The 15,721-nt window shown below is 35.8% G+C and carries 16 protein-coding genes; all 16 read left to right on the top strand.

What is annotated here, in order from left to right; translation table 11 throughout:
- Positions 1 to 165 precede the first annotated feature (165 nt).
- The 16 genes from K8P03_RS02260 (at position 166) to K8P03_RS02185 (ending at position 15,581) form a co-directional block, all read left to right on the top strand.
- The gene (locus tag K8P03_RS02260) at positions 166 to 789 is read left to right on the top strand and encodes an NfeD family protein (RefSeq protein ID WP_223417994.1); all 624 of its coding nucleotides are present in this window, start codon (positions 166 to 168) and stop codon (positions 787 to 789) included.
- The gene (gene floA, locus K8P03_RS02255) at positions 789 to 1,733 is read left to right on the top strand and encodes a flotillin-like protein FloA (RefSeq protein ID WP_223417993.1); all 945 of its coding nucleotides are present in this window, start codon (positions 789 to 791) and stop codon (positions 1,731 to 1,733) included. The genes K8P03_RS02260 and floA overlap by 1 nt, the downstream gene beginning before the upstream one ends.
- Complete coding sequence (locus tag K8P03_RS02250) at positions 1,723 to 2,271, top strand: hypothetical protein (protein WP_223417992.1); 549 nt, start codon at positions 1,723 to 1,725, stop codon at positions 2,269 to 2,271. Before floA ends, K8P03_RS02250 begins: the two co-directional genes overlap by 11 nt.
- 48 nt (positions 2,272 to 2,319) lie before the next feature.
- The gene (locus K8P03_RS02245; protein ID WP_223420676.1) at positions 2,320 to 3,279 is read left to right on the top strand and encodes a PhoH family protein; all 960 of its coding nucleotides are present in this window, start codon (positions 2,320 to 2,322) and stop codon (positions 3,277 to 3,279) included.
- Positions 3,257 to 3,715: an rRNA maturation RNase YbeY gene (ybeY, locus tag K8P03_RS02240; RefSeq protein ID WP_223417991.1), complete on the top strand. Its 459-nt coding sequence runs from the start codon at positions 3,257 to 3,259 to the stop codon at positions 3,713 to 3,715. The genes K8P03_RS02245 and ybeY overlap by 23 nt, the downstream gene beginning before the upstream one ends.
- A 3-nt stretch (positions 3,716 to 3,718) precedes the next feature.
- Entirely contained in the window at positions 3,719 to 4,525 is an 807-nt protein-coding gene (locus K8P03_RS02235; RefSeq protein WP_223417988.1) for a diacylglycerol kinase, read from the top strand.
- Positions 4,522 to 4,917 carry a cytidine deaminase gene (gene cdd, locus K8P03_RS02230; RefSeq protein ID WP_223417986.1) on the top strand — a complete coding sequence of 132 codons (396 nt, stop codon included), beginning with the start codon at positions 4,522 to 4,524 and terminating at the stop codon, positions 4,915 to 4,917. Before K8P03_RS02235 ends, cdd begins: the two co-directional genes overlap by 4 nt.
- On the top strand, positions 4,914 to 5,801 hold the full coding sequence (gene era / locus K8P03_RS02225; RefSeq protein WP_223417983.1) for a GTPase Era: 888 nt from the start codon (positions 4,914 to 4,916) through the stop codon (positions 5,799 to 5,801). Before cdd ends, era begins: the two co-directional genes overlap by 4 nt.
- Complete coding sequence (gene recO / locus K8P03_RS02220) at positions 5,782 to 6,558, top strand: DNA repair protein RecO (RefSeq protein ID WP_223417982.1); 777 nt, start codon at positions 5,782 to 5,784, stop codon at positions 6,556 to 6,558. Before era ends, recO begins: the two co-directional genes overlap by 20 nt.
- The gene (gene glyQ, locus K8P03_RS02215) at positions 6,548 to 7,429 is read left to right on the top strand and encodes a glycine--tRNA ligase subunit alpha (RefSeq protein WP_223417981.1); all 882 of its coding nucleotides are present in this window, start codon (positions 6,548 to 6,550) and stop codon (positions 7,427 to 7,429) included. The genes recO and glyQ overlap by 11 nt, the downstream gene beginning before the upstream one ends.
- Complete coding sequence (gene glyS, locus K8P03_RS02210; protein ID WP_223417980.1) at positions 7,422 to 9,485, top strand: glycine--tRNA ligase subunit beta; 2,064 nt, start codon at positions 7,422 to 7,424, stop codon at positions 9,483 to 9,485. Before glyQ ends, glyS begins: the two co-directional genes overlap by 8 nt.
- Before the next feature lie 9 nt (positions 9,486 to 9,494).
- Positions 9,495 to 10,325 carry a pyruvate, water dikinase regulatory protein gene (locus K8P03_RS02205; RefSeq protein ID WP_223417979.1) on the top strand — a complete coding sequence of 277 codons (831 nt, stop codon included), beginning with the start codon at positions 9,495 to 9,497 and terminating at the stop codon, positions 10,323 to 10,325.
- A 17-nt stretch (positions 10,326 to 10,342) separates the two neighbouring features.
- Positions 10,343 to 11,875 (top strand): glutamine-hydrolyzing GMP synthase, encoded by a 1,533-nt coding sequence (gene guaA, locus K8P03_RS02200; RefSeq protein ID WP_223417978.1) that lies wholly within the window; start codon positions 10,343 to 10,345, stop codon positions 11,873 to 11,875.
- Positions 11,876 to 12,158: 283 nt separating this feature from the next.
- Positions 12,159 to 12,605, top strand: coding sequence for an AlbA family DNA-binding domain-containing protein (locus K8P03_RS02195; RefSeq protein ID WP_223417977.1), 447 nt, complete (start codon positions 12,159 to 12,161; stop codon positions 12,603 to 12,605).
- Between the two features lie 602 nt (positions 12,606 to 13,207).
- A complete protein-coding gene (locus K8P03_RS02190; RefSeq protein WP_223417976.1) occupies positions 13,208 to 14,023 on the top strand; it encodes a hypothetical protein in 816 nt (271 codons plus the stop codon).
- Positions 14,016 to 15,581 carry an AAA family ATPase gene (locus K8P03_RS02185; protein WP_223417975.1) on the top strand — a complete coding sequence of 522 codons (1,566 nt, stop codon included), beginning with the start codon at positions 14,016 to 14,018 and terminating at the stop codon, positions 15,579 to 15,581. The genes K8P03_RS02190 and K8P03_RS02185 overlap by 8 nt, the downstream gene beginning before the upstream one ends.
- Positions 15,582 to 15,721: the final 140 nt, after the last annotated feature.

Genomic DNA, 15,721 nt, shown 5'->3' with positions numbered 1-15,721 from the left:
TCATTTTTTTCAAAAAGAAGAAGTGGACCTCTTATGTTGATTTTTAACCTCATTTACTAGATAATAATTATAAGGAAGTTAATATTATAATCCTTAAATTTAGGAAATATTTTTTATAAATATTTTCAAAAAATAAGGATTTGCCTTTAAGAAATGGAGAAAAATATGCTAGGAAATGACCTAATTATTGCGACAAGTTTTATTCTCGCAGTCATATCTTTGATATGTCTCTTATTTACCCAAAAAAAGCTAATCTTTGCGGGTCTTTCTGTGATTTTATTCGCCTATTTTTACCTGGCCAATGCCAAGTATAATATAGCCGACAATGTCACAGTTATCACCTTCATTGTGGGTATATCCCTTCTTAGCCTTGAGCTTTTTATTCCTAGCTTTGGAATAATAGGTGTGGCGGGCCTTGCCCTTACGACTTATTCGGTGATGGATTCATTCACAGACCCCCAAATTGGATTTTTTGTAATTATCGCCACAGGCCTTGCAGTTGTCATTACCATGACAATTTTTGTAAAGCTTGGCTTCAGGGCAAATTTGTTTGATTCCTACGTCCTAGATGTGAAGGAGAAAAACAAAAATAAAGTCTATAAGAATAAGGATTTGAGTAAACTTATAGGCAGTGTTGGAATTAGCAAGACAATACTTAGGCCTTCGGGCAGGATTGAAATTGACGGAGAAATTTATGACGCTATGGCCAGGGCAGAATTCATTGAAAAATCTAGGGTGATTTCTGTTATAGATGTTAAAGATGGCCACATTATAGTAAAGGAGATGTAATGGAATATATAATTATGGGACTAATTTTTATATTAGTCATAGTATTTTTTACAATGGTACCAGTTGGACTTTGGATTACAGCGAGGTTTTCAGGAGTTAAAATCTCCATGGCAAGCCTTGTGGCAATGAGATTTAGGAGATTATCTCCATCAAAAATCGTCAACGCCATGATCAAATCCCACCAAGCAGGTATCCACATAGAAACAAACGACCTTGAAAGCCACTACCTTGCAGGTGGTAATATCAACCAAGTTGTTGACGCACTAATCGCAGCAGAAAGGGCAAAAATAGACCTTTCTTTTGAAGAAGCCGCAGCCATTGACCTTGCAGGTCGTAACGTATTTGAGGCTGTCCAAGTTTCTGTAACACCAAAGGTGATTAACACCCCAGTTATAGCTGCAGTTGCCAAAAATGGTATAGAAGTAAAGGTAATTGCCAAAGTCACTGTTAGGGCCAATATTGAAAGGCTAGTTGGTGGTGCGGGTGAAGAGACCATCATTGCCAGAGTTGGTGAAGGTATTGTAACCACAGTTGGTTCATCAGAAACCCACGCAGAAGTACTAGAAAATCCAGATAATATTTCTCAAACTGTATTAAACAAGGGACTTGATTCAGGTACAGCCTTTGAGATTTTATCAATCGATATAGCAGATGTGGATGTTGGAAGAAACGTAGGAGCTGAGCTTCAAAGAGACCAGGCAGAGGCTGATAAGAATATCGCCCAAGCTAAGGCCGAAGAAAGACGTGCCCAAGCGATTGCTCTTGAACAAGAAAACAGGGCCAAGGTTGTGGAAGCAGAAAGCGAAATCCCACTTGCCATCGCCCAAGCCTTCAAAGAAGGAAATCTTGGAGTTATGGATTATTATAACCTCCAAAATATCAAAGCCGACACAAAAATGCGCCAGTCAATCTCAAACGATGAGGCTGACTTAGATGTCAAATAAGAATAAATCTTTTTTATCATTTCTAGACGACTTGGTTGAAGAAATCAAGACTGAAAGTGAAATGGGAGATTTTTATAAAAAAATCGACACAAGTCCTCTTAAGGCAAAAAAATCTGCAAGAAAAAACCCATCCATAATCGGCTACCTTAATGATCTGGTAGAAAATATGGACAGGAATTTTGGTGAAATTGCTGAACCTGCAAAGCCAGACCTTGAAGCCCAAAGGAGGCTCAAGGCGGAATTAAGAAATAAACACGCAGATAAATTTAAAAAGTCCTCTCAAATACAAAAAGAGATTGACAGCTTAGCCAGGGAAAGCTTGGAGGCAATCAAATCTAATGATGGCCAGACTGGCTCTATCAAGGCTAAGAGTGAGGAAGGGGACAATGCTGCCTTAATGAGGCTTAGAGACGCTGAGCAAAAAGAAAAAACAGACAAAATTAGGGAAAAAATGGCCAAAGATAAAAATAGACAAAGGCTAAGTGATGCCATTATCATGGCAGAAATCCTTGGTCCGCCAGTTTCCAAAAGACGCTAGGAGATAAATATTAAAGAATTTTTAGAAATAGAAGCGCCAGAGAGAATTATTTCTCTCTTTGGCAATTTTGATTCAAATAGAAAATATATAGAAGACAGATTTGACGTCAAACTCAAGCTTAAGGACAATATGCTAGAAATAAATGGTGATGAAGGTCATGTTGACCTTGCCAAGAAACTTATAATTCAATTGTTATCCGAGCTTAAGAGAGATGAGGAACTTGATTTTCAAAGACTAAAGTACGATGCAGACATGCTTGAAAGGGAAAACAAGGATGTGGTAAAGGCCCTCCTTGATCATGTAATTGTCACAACAGCAGCTGGTAAACCAATCAAGCCAAAGACTTTGGGACAAAAATCCTATATAGAAAAGATTTTGGCCAATGACGTGGTTTTTGGAATAGGACCTGCAGGTACAGGTAAGACCTACTTGGCAGTAGCTATGGCTGTCCGTGCCTTTAAAAACAACGAAGTAAACAGGATTATCCTCACCCGTCCAGCTGTAGAAGCAGGCGAGAGCCTAGGTTTCTTGCCGGGAGATTTGCAAGATAAGGTAGATCCATACCTAAGACCCCTATATGACGGTCTTTTTGAAATCTTAGGTTTTGAAACCTACCAGGCCCTAGTTGAAAAGGGCATCATAGAAGTTGCTCCCCTTGCCTATATGAGGGGTAGGACTCTTGATAATTCCTTTGTAATTCTTGATGAGGCCCAAAACACAACTTATGAACAGATGAAGATGTTCTTAACCCGTTTGGGCTACGGCTCAAAGGCTATAATTACAGGAGATAAGACCCAGGTCGACTTGCCACGTGGCAGAAAATCTGGCCTTGTTTCGGCTGCTCAGATTTTAAAAAATGTCCCAGGCATTGAATTTATAAACTTTAGCTCAATTGACGTTGTCCGTCATCCACTTGTCCAAAGGATAATCGATGCTTACGAAAAGAACGATTTGAGATTAGAAGAAGAAAAAAAGAGGAAAGAAAATGAATCTTCTGATAGCCAATGATACAAATGAAGATTTGGACTTTGACATTATAAGGAAAAAGGCAGAAAAAACCATCACTGAAGTCCTTAGGGTGGAAAATATAAGCGAAAATGTTGAAGTTTCCCTTTCTATTGTAGATAAGGAAACAATCCATAAGCTCAACAAGGACTACAGAAATGTGGACAGAGAAACAGACGTTTTATCTTTCCCCTTGGATGAAGAAGGTTTTGATAATGAGGGAAATCCTCTAATCCTTCTTGGAGATATAGTTATTTGCCTTGATGTGGCGGAGGATCAAGCGGTAGATTTTGGCCATTCTCTAGAAAGGGAAATCATGTATCTCATTTGTCACTCAACCCTTCACCTACTTGGCTATGACCACATAGAAGAAGGCGACAAAAAAGTCATGAGATCAAAAGAAAAAGAGGTTATGAAAAACTTAGGAGTTTTCAAATAATCAATGGATAAAAACTATGATGACCTTAAAGAAAATTTAAAAAAGGAAATCCTCGAGGAACTCCAAAAGAAAGATGGAGAGGACTTTGAGCCCTTAAAATTAACCCACGGCCAAAAATTCCTCAAGGGCTTTGACTATGCCTATGAGGGTTTGGTTTATGCCATAAACCACGAAAAAAATATGAAATTTCATATTTTGGCATCAATCCTAGTTCTAATTGCATCTTTATTTTTCAACCTATCCAGGGTTGAAATGATGTTTTTGGTATTTTCAATTGCCTTTGTAGTGGCCCTTGAGCTTTTAAATACAGCCATAGAAGAGATTGTAGACTTGGCAAGCGGGGGTAAGTTCTCAAAACTCGCCAAGGCTGGCAAGGACGTATCTGCAGCTGCAACCTTTATTGCAGCCCTAAATGCAGTTTTTGTTGGCTATTTGATATTTTTTGACAAATTTTTAAATTTTTACGATTCAGTTATCTTAAAAATTGCCAGACGACCATCACACTTAGCCTTAATTACCATTTCCTTGGTAATAATCTTAACAATTTTTCTTAAGGGAGTTTTCTATGAAGGCCGTGGCACAGCCTTTAAGGGCGGTTTTGTTTCAGGCCACACCTCAGTTGCCTTTTGCCTATCGACCATAGGCATTTTGTTGGTAAATGAACCCTTGGTGAGGCTATTATTAGTTGCCCTTGCCTTCATAGTTGCAGAATCCAGGTACGAAGCCGACATCCATTCGGCTAGAGAAATTATTAGAGGAGCCATCCTTGGGACCTCCATGGCCATGGCTATATTTGGGATATTTTCATGACAGAGATAAAAGATTTGATAAAAAAAGCCATAGAGATCAAAAAAAGGGCCTATGCCCCTTATTCGAACTTCCATGTTGCTTGTGTCGTAATGACAAAATCTGGAAGGATATTTGAGGGTGTAAATATAGAAAATGCGGCCTATTCTCCGACCCTTTGTGCAGAAAGAAATGCTCTTTCTACAGCCATTACAGAGGGGGAAAGAGAATTTGCCTACATAGTAATAACAGGCGATTCCGAATATACTTATCCTTGCGGAGTTTGCAGGCAATTTATAAGAGAGTTTGCGGATTGCGACACAAAGATAATTGTAGCCAGGGACCCTGAAAGTTACAAGACTTATAGGATTGACGAACTCTTGCCAGAAAGTTTTAGCAAAAAGGATTTAGAATGAAATCAGGATTTATATCGGTAGTTGGCAGGGCCAATGTTGGAAAATCAACTCTTATGGAAAAGATTTTAAAAGAGAAAATTTCCATCATTTCAAACAAGCCCCAAACCACCAGAGATAAGATAAATATAATATATAACGACGAGGACAGCCAGCTTATTTTTATAGATACGCCTGGTATCCAAAAGCCAAGAAATGTCCTCCAAGAAAGGCTATTAAGCTTTTCTAAGGATTCCCTAAACGAGTCAGACCTAGTAACCTACGTGGTTGACGAGTCTAAAGAAATTGGCAAACTTGACCAGATGATAATTGACGAACTAAGAAATGTTAGAGTTCCGATAATCCTACTTATAAATAAGATAGACCTTCTAAATGAAGAGGAAATCGAAGAAATCGAAGAACTCTACGATCAAGTTGGACTTTTTGATAAAATTATCCCTATTTCTGCTCTTGATGATACAAATGTCAATGCCTACATAGAAGGGGTAAAATCCTACCTAGAAGAAGGACCAGCCTACTATGACAGGGATATGATCACAGACAAGACTGAGAGGTTTGTAGTCTCAGAAATAATCAGGGAAAAGGCACTAAGACTCTTGTCAGAAGAAGTTCCCCACGGTCTTGCAGTGAGAATTGACGATTTCAAAGAAAGGGACGATAAGGACCTTATTGACATCAGGGCGACAATTATTGTTGAGAAAAATTCCCACAAGCAAATCGTAATTGGCAAAAATGGCCAAATGATAAAGCAAATTGGCATCGACGCCAGACGTGAGATAGAAGATTTCCTAGCTTCTAGGGTCAACCTCCAACTATGGGTCAAGGTCGAAAAAGATTGGCGCAAGAAGGAAAAGTTGGTGGATAGGTTTGGCTACGGCAGACCTTAAGGACATAAGGGGTATAGTCCTCAGGGAATTTAAATACAAGGAATCTTCCAAAATCATCGAAGTTTTCACAAAAGACATGGGAAAAATTTCCATAAATTGCCAGGGGGTTTTAAAGAAAAATTCTAAAAACCTAGCCCTAACAAACAGGTTTATCTTGGCATCCTTCGACCTTTACAGATCCGGCAAGGACTTTTATGGATTGAGAGAAGGCCTCGTTTTAAATCCCTACTACAAATCAAACAAAAACTTTGATATAATATTGTATAAGTCAGCGATTTGCGACCTTTTATTAAGGACTATCGACCATATCCAAGTAGAGACTGTTTTTACCCTCCTTACAAATAGTTTTGATGCATTTGAAAAGGCCCGTAAAAACTATGTAAATATATTTTTGGGATTTTTTCTCAAATATATTTCCTTTTCAGGTTTTAAACCAAACTTTAAAACTTGTGGGATTTGCGGTAAAAATATAAGGGGCAAATATTTGTACTTTTCCCCATCAGAATCATCAGTTATTTGTGATGAGTGTAAAGATCAAGTCTTTGACAAGGTCTTTATGACCTATGAAGAATTTGTATATTTTAACAAACTTTTATATACCAGATCAGAAGACCTTGAAGATATAAATTTGGTAGAAAACTATCCGAAAATCGGCAAAATAATAATAGACTATTGCCTTAGTAACCTAGATCTAGGGACCTATCCTTCCTTAGAATGGGTCAAAAAGGCACTCGAAAGGAATGTAAATGTACTTTGAAGATTTAATACTAAAACTAGAGGAGTATTGGAAAGAACAGGGCTGTTCAGTCATGATTCCATACGACATCGAAAAGGGTGCAGGAACAATGAACCCTCACACATTTTTAAGGGCCCTAGGTCCTGAACCATGGAAGGTTTGCTATATTGAGCCATCCAGAAGACCTGCAGATGGTAGGTATGGAGAAAACCCAAACAGACTTTACCAACACCACCAGATGCAAATTTTATTAAAACCAACCCCATCTAATATTCAAGATTTATATTTAAAATGCCTAGAAACCATAGGCATTGATCCAAAAAAACACGATATTAGGTTTGTTGAAGATAACTGGGAATCTCCAACCCTAGGTGCTTGGGGACTTGGTTGGGAAGTATGGCTTGACGGGATGGAAATTACCCAATTTACATATTTCCAACAAGTAGGCGGTATCAACTGCGCATTGGAAAGTGGAGAAATAACCATAGGTCTTGAAAGAATTTGTATGTATCTTCAAGATGTGGACAATGTCTACGACATCAAGTGGTCAGAAAACTTAACTTACGGTGATGTTTTCAAACTCCCAGAATATGAAAATTCCAAATATTCTTTCGAGGATGCAGACAACGAAACCCTAGAAACCCTATTTAATATTTACGAAAAAGAAGCGGCAAGACTTATCGAACTTGGCTTAATTTACCCAGCCTACGATAATGTTTTAAAAACCAGCCATACCTTTAACACCCTTGATGCCAAAGGTGCGATTTCTGTTTCAGAAAGAAACCACTATATCAAGAGAGTTAGGGATATATCAAGTCTTGTAGCCCAAAAATACATCGAAAAAAGAGAAGAACTTGGCTTTCCTCTCTTAAGAAAGGAAGAGCATGCATAATTATCTATTAGAAATTGGTGTGGAAGAGATACCTTCAGATTATGTCAAATCCACCAAGACCCAACTAAGGGAAAAGTTTGAAAAACTTTTATCTGAAAATAAATTATCTTATGAAGAAATCGAAATCGAATCTACACCAAGAAGATTTATGGTTCTTCTAAAAAATGTAGCAGAAGCGGCCCAAGCAGAAGTCATCTCTGTTAGAGGACCAAGTGTAAAAATCGCCTATGATGCGGACGGCAATCCATCCAAAGCCCTTCTTGGTTTCTTAAAAGGCCAAAAGGCAAGCCTCGAAGATGTGATTGTCAAAGAACAAAAAGGCGAAGACTATATCTTTGTAGAAAAAAAGGAAGAATCTAAATCCCTAGAAGACCTCCTAAAAGAAAATGTCTATGAATTAGTAAAGTCAATTTCCTTCCCAAGATCAATGAGATGGGGCGGAAAATCAATCAGATGGGCCAGACCAATTAGGTGGTTTGTATCCCTACTTGACGATAAAATCTTATCTTTTGATGCTGAAGGCATCGAAGTCGGCAATATCACAAAGGGCCACAGGACACTTGGCTCTGATAAGATTCTTATCGACAAAATTTCTGATTACGAAGGAAAATTAAAGGAAAACTACGTCATCCTAAGGGGTAAGGACAGGAGAGATATAATACTTAAAGGCCTAAACTCCCTATCAAGCCAGGTTGGAGGAGAATACATGAAAGACGAAGACCTCCTAGATGAGGTAGTAAATATAGTTGAATACCCAACAGTCCTAGTTGGTGAAATTGATCACTCTTACCTAGAACTTCCTAGGGAAGTAATCACAACTCCAATGAAGGACCACCAAAGGTACTTCCCAATCCTTGACGATAAGAAAAAGCTCCTCCCATATTTCTGCCTAGTTAGAAATGGGGATGACTACGAAAGTCAAAATGTAATTGAGGGCAACAAAAAAGTCCTAGTTGCAAGGCTAGAAGATGCTAAATTCTTCTACAACCTAGATGTTGAAACTAAGCTTGAATCCTATGTCAAAGACCTTGATAGTCTTGTATTTTTTGAAGGCCTTGGTAATATGGGCCAAAAAACCAAGAGGCTTGTGGACCTTGTAGGCCGCTATCAAAAAGAACTAAACCTAGGTGACGATATAGCAGAAGATGCAAAAAGAGCAGCCTACCTAGCAAAGGCAGACCTTGTTACAAGGATGGTAGTAGAATTTACCGAGCTTCAGGGAACTATGGGTGCAATCTATGCCCTAAAATCTGGAGAAAACCAAAGAGTTGCCACAGCCATCAAGGAACAATACCTACCAAAGAACCAAAACTCAGAGACTCCAAAATCTGTAGCAGGAATCCTCCTTGCCATAGCAGATAAGATGGACAATATAGTTGGTCTTTATGCCATAGAAAATTACGTCACAGGTAGCCGTGATCCATTCGGTCTAAGAAGGGCGGCCCTAGGTATAATCAACATTATCCTAGAAAATGGCATTGACGTAGACATCAAAAAGCTAATAGCTGAGGCCCTCTTGGTTTATACAGAAACCAACGCCCTAGCCTTTGACTATGACAAAACCATGGACGAAAGTCTAACCTTCATCAAAGATAGGCTCAAAAATAAGCTTTTAGATGATGGATATAGGTATGATATAGTAAACTCAGTAATAAATACAGACTTTACAAATATTTTAAAAATGACCGAAAAAGTTAAGGCTGTAAGTGAATTTATAGAAGAAAGTGACGATTCACTTTCTTACCTAATTAGGATAAAAAATCTCGCCAAAGATAGCCAAGTGACAGAAATAAGACAAGACCTTCTTGAAACAGACCTTGAAAGAAAGTTCTTTGAGGAAATTTCTAGTCTTGAAGACCTAGGCCTTGCAAGCAGTGACGACTATAAAAAAGAGCTAGAAAATATCCAAAAAACCAGCCTCGTAGGCAATGACTACCTAGATAATACAATGATAAATGTAGATAATGAGGAAGTTAAAAACAACAGACTAGCCATGTTAAATTCTCTAAAGAGGAGAATGGATTTAGTATTTGATATTTCTGAAATAGTAAGATAGGAGGAATTGATGGACGATTGTTTGACGATTGTAATTATAAGTGATTCGACAGGAGAAACTGCGATCAATTATATGAAATCTGTTACTAGCCAATTTCCAGACCTAGAAACAAGGGTAATAAGAAAACCGGATATAAAAACCAAAGAAGAAATCGACGAAATCATGGACGACCTCGATGATGATTCTGTGATAGTTATGACAGTTGCAAACAAGGATTTGGCCCTTCATTTAAGGGATAGGGCAAAGAAAGCAGACATAACTGTACTCGATATTCTTTCCTATGGAATCAACAAGTTTGAGCAATTAACTGGCAAAAAAGCCATCAGAGAGGCTGGCCTTACAAGGACCCTCTCTAGGGGCTATTTCAAGATGATTGACGCCATAGAATTTGCTATAAAATACGATGACGGCAAGGATCCGAGGGGATTTTTGGAATCAGATATTGTCCTTGTTGGCGTATCTAGAACATCAAAGACACCTACAACCATGATACTTGCCACCAAAAATTTCAAGGTAGCAAACCTACCCCTAGTCCCAGAATCCAAACTACCTCAGGAACTCTTTGAGGTTGACCCTGACAGGGTAATTGGTCTTGTAATTGATCCTGATAAATTATCCAACATCAGGGCTGAGAGGACCAAAACCATGGGCATTGTTGGAGAAAGCAAGTATTTTGACAAGGAAAGAATCAGAGAAGAACTTGCCTATGCCAAGGAAGTCTTCAAAGACCTTGATTGCAAGGTAATTGATGTAACAGAAAATACAATCGAGCAAACAGCGACAGAAATTGTCCAATATTACTTCGAAAAATTCCCAGAAGAAAGGGAAGAAAAGAGCTAAGACAAGGAAGGGAAAATATGGCAAAAGAAAAAATCCTAGTATTAAATTTTGGCGGCCAAACCGACCAATTAATAGTAAGACGTGTCAGGGAAATGGGCGTTTTTGCAGAAATCCACGACTGCGACACTGATTTAAATGACCTTGACCTAAATAATCTTGCAGGCATCATCCTAACAGGTGGTCCTCAATCTGTAAACAACGCCAACAGCCTAAGGGCAGATGAAAAAATCTTTGACCTAGGCGTGCCAGTTTTAGGAATCTGCTACGGTCACCAATTTATAAACCAATTATATGGTGGATCTGTTGAAACTCCAAAGCTTGCAGAATATGGCAAGACAGAATTAATTGTAGATAATAAATCAGAATTATTTAAAAATATCCCAGAAAAATCCATAATCTGGATGAATCACAAAGATAGGGTAGCAAACATAGCTGAAGGCTTTAAGGCAATTGCAAAAACAGCTAACACAGAAGTGGCAGCCATGGAAAATACTGAAAAGAATATTTATTCAGTTCAATTCCACCCAGAAGTAGTCCACTCTGAATACGGCAGGGAAATTCTAGAAAATTTCGTTTTAAACATTTGCCAGGCAGAAAAAACCTGGAAAATGGCAGACTTTGCTACAGAAATCATAGCAGAAATCAAAGAAAAATACGCTGGCGAAAAGATGATTTGCGGCCTATCAGGCGGTGTAGATAGCTCAGTTGCAGCAACAATTGTCTCAAAGGCCATAGGAGATAACCTCCAATGTATCTTTGTAGACCACGGTCTTCTAAGAAAAGATGAAGCCAAATCTGTAATGGAAACCTACAAAAATCTTGGCCTAAATGTCAAAATGGTAGACAAGTCTAAGGAATTCTTAGACCTCCTAAAAGGAGTGTCAGATCCAGAAACAAAGAGAAAAATCATCGGCAACCACTTTGTCGAAGTCTTCGAAGAAGAAGCCCACAAAATCGGCGGAGCTTCCTACCTAGTTCAAGGCACAATTTATCCAGACGTCATAGAATCAGGCAAAGACAAGGCAAGCGTCATCAAAAGCCACCACAACGTAGGCGGCCTACCAGAAGACATGGACTTCAAAGGCCTAGTAGAACCACTAAGAATGCTTTTCAAAGACGAAGTAAGGGCAGTAGGCGAAGCCATCGGCATCCCACACGACATGGTATGGCGTCAACCATTCCCAGGACCAGGCCTCGGCATCAGAGTCATGGGCGATATCACCGAAGATAAACTAAGGATAGTCAGAGAAACCGACGCCATCCTAAGAGAAGAAGTCAAAAACTTTGGCCTAAATGAAGACATTTGGCAATACTTCACAGTCTGGACCCCAATCAAAACCGTAGGAGTAAAAGGCGACGCCAGAAGCTACGACAACGTAGTAGCAATCAGAGCCGTCACATCCACCGACGCCATGACAGTAGAAGCCGCCAACCTCCCATACGACCTCCTACAAACTTTATCAAACAGAATGATAAACGAAGTAGCAGGAGTAGGCAGGATAGTATATGATATAACCAGCAAACCACCAGGAACAATCGAGTGGGAATAGTAGCAAAAAAACAAAAAATCTTGTAAAATCAATAGTTGCATAAGATTAAAAACTGTAACTGGGATTAAAATGGGAACATTTGTTAAAAAGAATAAATTGAATAATAGTTTCAAGTGGTTTACATTTGAACAAAAAATTAGACCGTAGTTTCAAACTGCGGTCTTTTTGCGTACATATTTTATATAACTTAGCAAACAAATAAATAATGCGACAATAAAATGTCGGTTTGAATTCTTGTACTGTCGTAAATATGATATAATAATTATAATTGAGGAGGACTACAATGAGCCGATATATCGAATCAGAAACAATTGAATTAAAAGAAAAATACACAGATACGATTACAAAGGAAATAGTATCTTTCCTTAATAGTGCAGGAGGATCAATTATTATAGGAGTAAAAGATGATGGTGTTGTAGTTGGTGTGGATAAAGTTGATGAAATTCTTAGAAAAATATCTGATGTTATAACAACTAAAATAGAACCGAACCCACAAGATGAAATCAGTTCAGAATTAAAATTTGATGAAGGAAAAACTCTAATAGTAATTCATATAAATAAAGGTCATCATCATATTTATTGTCAAAAGAATTATGGATTCTCCTCTACTGGATGTACAATGCGAATCGGAACAACCTGTAAAGATATGACATCAGAGCAGATAAAAATTCGATATGAGAAAAAATTTATAGAAAAATATAACAGACTTCACACCTCAATATTTCAATAATTTAAGCATGTGATTTGAAACATATCCAGAAAATAAAATTGCATTTATGTTCTGTCAAGAAAAGAAAGATAGATTACAGATAAATTGAAATTTAATGATTGATATGTGAGTATATAGAATTTAAGATTGGAGAGATTTTTTAGAATATGAGAGGGATTTCGAAGTTTAAATGTCTGAAAAATGTTGTACATATTATATGTTTGTCGAGTATATATTTATTTATATATTTATGTATGTACGAAGTACTAGTTTTTTACAATAAAAGTAAAATCTTTTTCTTTATTCCTATTTTAGTTTTTATTCTGGTTACTATTATCAATAATATACTTAGATTTAGTATATCGAATAAAATGAATATTATTACGACTATAATCACATTTTTAATTTTATGTGTGCTTGTAAATATAAGGTTTTTTAATCAATTATACATGAAAAATAATTCAATGATATTAACTTTTCTTACGTTAATCTCATTTATTAATTTACTAATCTCTAAATATTACGTAGATAAAAATTATAATCTACAATTACTTACTAAATCTCCTATGCAAGATTTATTTAATCTGTTTTATGTAAATACTTCTAAGGTACATGAAATTGCTATGCTCATTGATAATAAAATAATGAAAATGGTTGAGAAGGAGCAGTTTTCGGAAGAATTACTTAAAACTACTTCATCTTTAGCGTCGAGGACAGCTATGTTATCTGGTGAAACTTCAATACAAAAAGAAAATAACTATAAGAAACGTGTTTATGAGAATTTTGATGTAAAGACGACAAAATCAATATTGCTGAGAAAGTTGTATGAAGTTGCAAAACAAAGTAGTAATAGAGAAACAAGTATAGTATCAGGGCAACTGATACTTTTTAGAGATGTAGAATTAAGAAGAATAAACATTGATGATACAGTTATGATTTTGAATGTATTGAAGGATAGTAAACTGAGAAATCAAGGTGATGAAAATATCGAGATAGATATGAATAAAATGATGCAGAAAATATTGGACGATTTTACAATAGATTATCAATTCGAACAGAAAATTTCCGATGATTGTAAAAACATGAAATGCCTTATTCAAATACCTTATAGCGCAAATGATAATTTTGAAAACGGATATCAACATAATGATTTACAGCTAGGAAAACTAAGTATAGTGGGAATCTATAGGGGAGAGATAGATTTTTCAAAAAAAGAAAGTGTTTCATCAAAGTTCTTAGAGATAATGTCTGATTCTTATAAAAAAGATCTTAGTAGTAGATGGAATGATGATATTATGAAAGATAGTTATATTAATGAGGAGGCAGAAATATCTCCTTTCAATTTTGAACCCAATAAACTTAATGAAAAGATGCATTTAATTGATGTGATCGCAATTATTCAGGAGTTAAGAATAAATGGAGAGACCAAAAATGAATAAAAGGTTATATGTATATAATCATGAAAAAATTAATGATTTAAAAATTAAGTTTTCTTCTCGAAATTTTGTTAGTATTGCTCTGATTTTTAATTTAGCACAAAATTTAGATGAAATTGACGATTTAGACGATGATTTTATTAATAAGTGCATGATTGATATTACATCATTAGCTCTTGATAATGGATATTATAGAATATTTATTGAAAGATATTTGTATAGATTAATTGAGCGTTTTAAAAGTGTAGAATTTTTGATAAATAGTTCAAATAAGAATTCAATATTAGATAAGTTCCCTTATGTGTTTGATGAAATAAATGAGGAATATTCTGTAGTAAGCGAGGATTGTAAAGAAGAAGATATTACTATAAATGAGATAATTGTCAGTCCTATTTCTTTGCTACTATATAAAAAATCAATAGTTGAAGATATGAATCAAAAATATCAAATTATATCGATTGGAAGTTTATTTTCAGGAGCAGAAAATATTAACTATAAATTTAACATTGATGAAATTGAGGATGTTCTTATTAACAAAGATATTCGTTACATAGACATTACTGAACTAGTACACACTTTGGCATTAAGAAAAGATTTGATTTTGAATTTTGAGATAATTTTAAGGCAAATTCAGAATAGAAATAGGGAGATTCAATTTTTAATTATTGAAGACATGGAAGATGAAATAAAAAAATATTTCCCCTTTTCTTTCGAATATAAGAAAAACTTATTTTCACAATCTATTGAAAATGATACAAACATTTGTGAAACGAGAGTATTTCCATATGGTAGCTTACAAGAAATAATTGAAAATATTGATGTTCAGTTAAAAGGTCATGAAGATTTTAAAAAAGATTTTAGTTTTAACCTTAAAAAATTTGCCTTATTAAACAAACTCAAACAACGTAAAATTTTTTCTGTTTTCTTAACAGGAGAATCAGGCATAGGAAAAACGGAATTTGCCAAAATTCTTTCAGAGATTATGTATCCCAATCAGTCACTTATAAAAATAAATTTTGGAAATTACTCAAATGAAGGTGTACTAAATAGTTTAATAGGCTCCCCATTAGGGTATATTGGTAGTGAAGAAGGTGGCGAACTGATTAATAAAATGAAATTGTCAAACTCTAAAATAATTTTAATTGACGAATTTGAAAAGGCAACTCCTAGTGTATTTCACTTTTTTTATGAATTGCTTGAGGATGGTAAATTTACTGATCGACATGGAATAGAACATAATTTAGATGGATATATCATTGTGTTTACATCAAATATGTCAAAAACAAGATATATTGAATTAATACCAAATCCGTTAAAATCTAGATTTGACATGGTATATAGGTTTATAGAACTTTCTGTTGATGAAAAAAGAAAGTTTATTAATGATGTCGCTGAAGAATTGATTAATAACATATATAAAAACACTTCTGTCAAAATAGAAGTAAATAACATTGAGAATGCATTAAATTCGTTAACGGGGCACAATAATCTTCGTAATATTAAACGAAAAGCGGAAGATGTTGTTATAGAAGAATATTGTAAGATCATACTAGATGATTGATAATATGAAAACTTTAAGATAGGTGATTAAAAGGAAATTGTTGCTTGCGATAGGATTAAATTAGTCATTGATGAAATAGAATTTGTGCTTGTAATATTATTACAAAATATTAGATAAATAGCAATTAGATCGATAATAAG

This window comes from Anaerococcus murdochii (genome assembly GCF_019957155.1).
GTDB classification, from domain to species: Bacteria; Bacillota; Clostridia; order Tissierellales; family Peptoniphilaceae; genus Anaerococcus; species Anaerococcus murdochii.
Note: the sequence above shows the minus strand (reverse complement) of the source record. Positions and strands in the feature narration are given on the sequence as shown.

What these genes read in the sequence shown, in the direction of transcription:
- cdd (WP_223417986.1), top strand. Translation starts at nt 4,522, where the DNA reads ATGACAGAGATAAAAGATTTGATAAAAAAAGCCATAGAGATCAAAAAA.
- K8P03_RS02190 (WP_223417976.1), top strand. Translation starts at nt 13,208, where the DNA reads ATGCTCATTGATAATAAAATAATGAAAATGGTTGAGAAGGAGCAGTTT.
- glyQ (WP_223417981.1), top strand. Translation starts at nt 6,548, where the DNA reads ATGTACTTTGAAGATTTAATACTAAAACTAGAGGAGTATTGGAAAGAA.
- K8P03_RS02205 (WP_223417979.1), top strand. Translation starts at nt 9,495, where the DNA reads ATGGACGATTGTTTGACGATTGTAATTATAAGTGATTCGACAGGAGAA.
- K8P03_RS02185 (WP_223417975.1), top strand. Translation starts at nt 14,016, where the DNA reads ATGAATAAAAGGTTATATGTATATAATCATGAAAAAATTAATGATTTA.
- era (WP_223417983.1), top strand. Translation starts at nt 4,914, where the DNA reads ATGAAATCAGGATTTATATCGGTAGTTGGCAGGGCCAATGTTGGAAAA.
- K8P03_RS02260 (WP_223417994.1), top strand. Translation starts at nt 166, where the DNA reads ATGCTAGGAAATGACCTAATTATTGCGACAAGTTTTATTCTCGCAGTC.
- K8P03_RS02250 (WP_223417992.1), top strand. Translation starts at nt 1,723, where the DNA reads ATGTCAAATAAGAATAAATCTTTTTTATCATTTCTAGACGACTTGGTT.
- ybeY (WP_223417991.1), top strand. Translation starts at nt 3,257, where the DNA reads ATGAATCTTCTGATAGCCAATGATACAAATGAAGATTTGGACTTTGAC.
- guaA (WP_223417978.1), top strand. Translation starts at nt 10,343, where the DNA reads ATGGCAAAAGAAAAAATCCTAGTATTAAATTTTGGCGGCCAAACCGAC.
- floA (WP_223417993.1), top strand. Translation starts at nt 789, where the DNA reads ATGGAATATATAATTATGGGACTAATTTTTATATTAGTCATAGTATTT.
- glyS (WP_223417980.1), top strand. Translation starts at nt 7,422, where the DNA reads ATGCATAATTATCTATTAGAAATTGGTGTGGAAGAGATACCTTCAGAT.
- K8P03_RS02195 (WP_223417977.1), top strand. Translation starts at nt 12,159, where the DNA reads ATGAGCCGATATATCGAATCAGAAACAATTGAATTAAAAGAAAAATAC.
- K8P03_RS02235 (WP_223417988.1), top strand. Translation starts at nt 3,719, where the DNA reads ATGGATAAAAACTATGATGACCTTAAAGAAAATTTAAAAAAGGAAATC.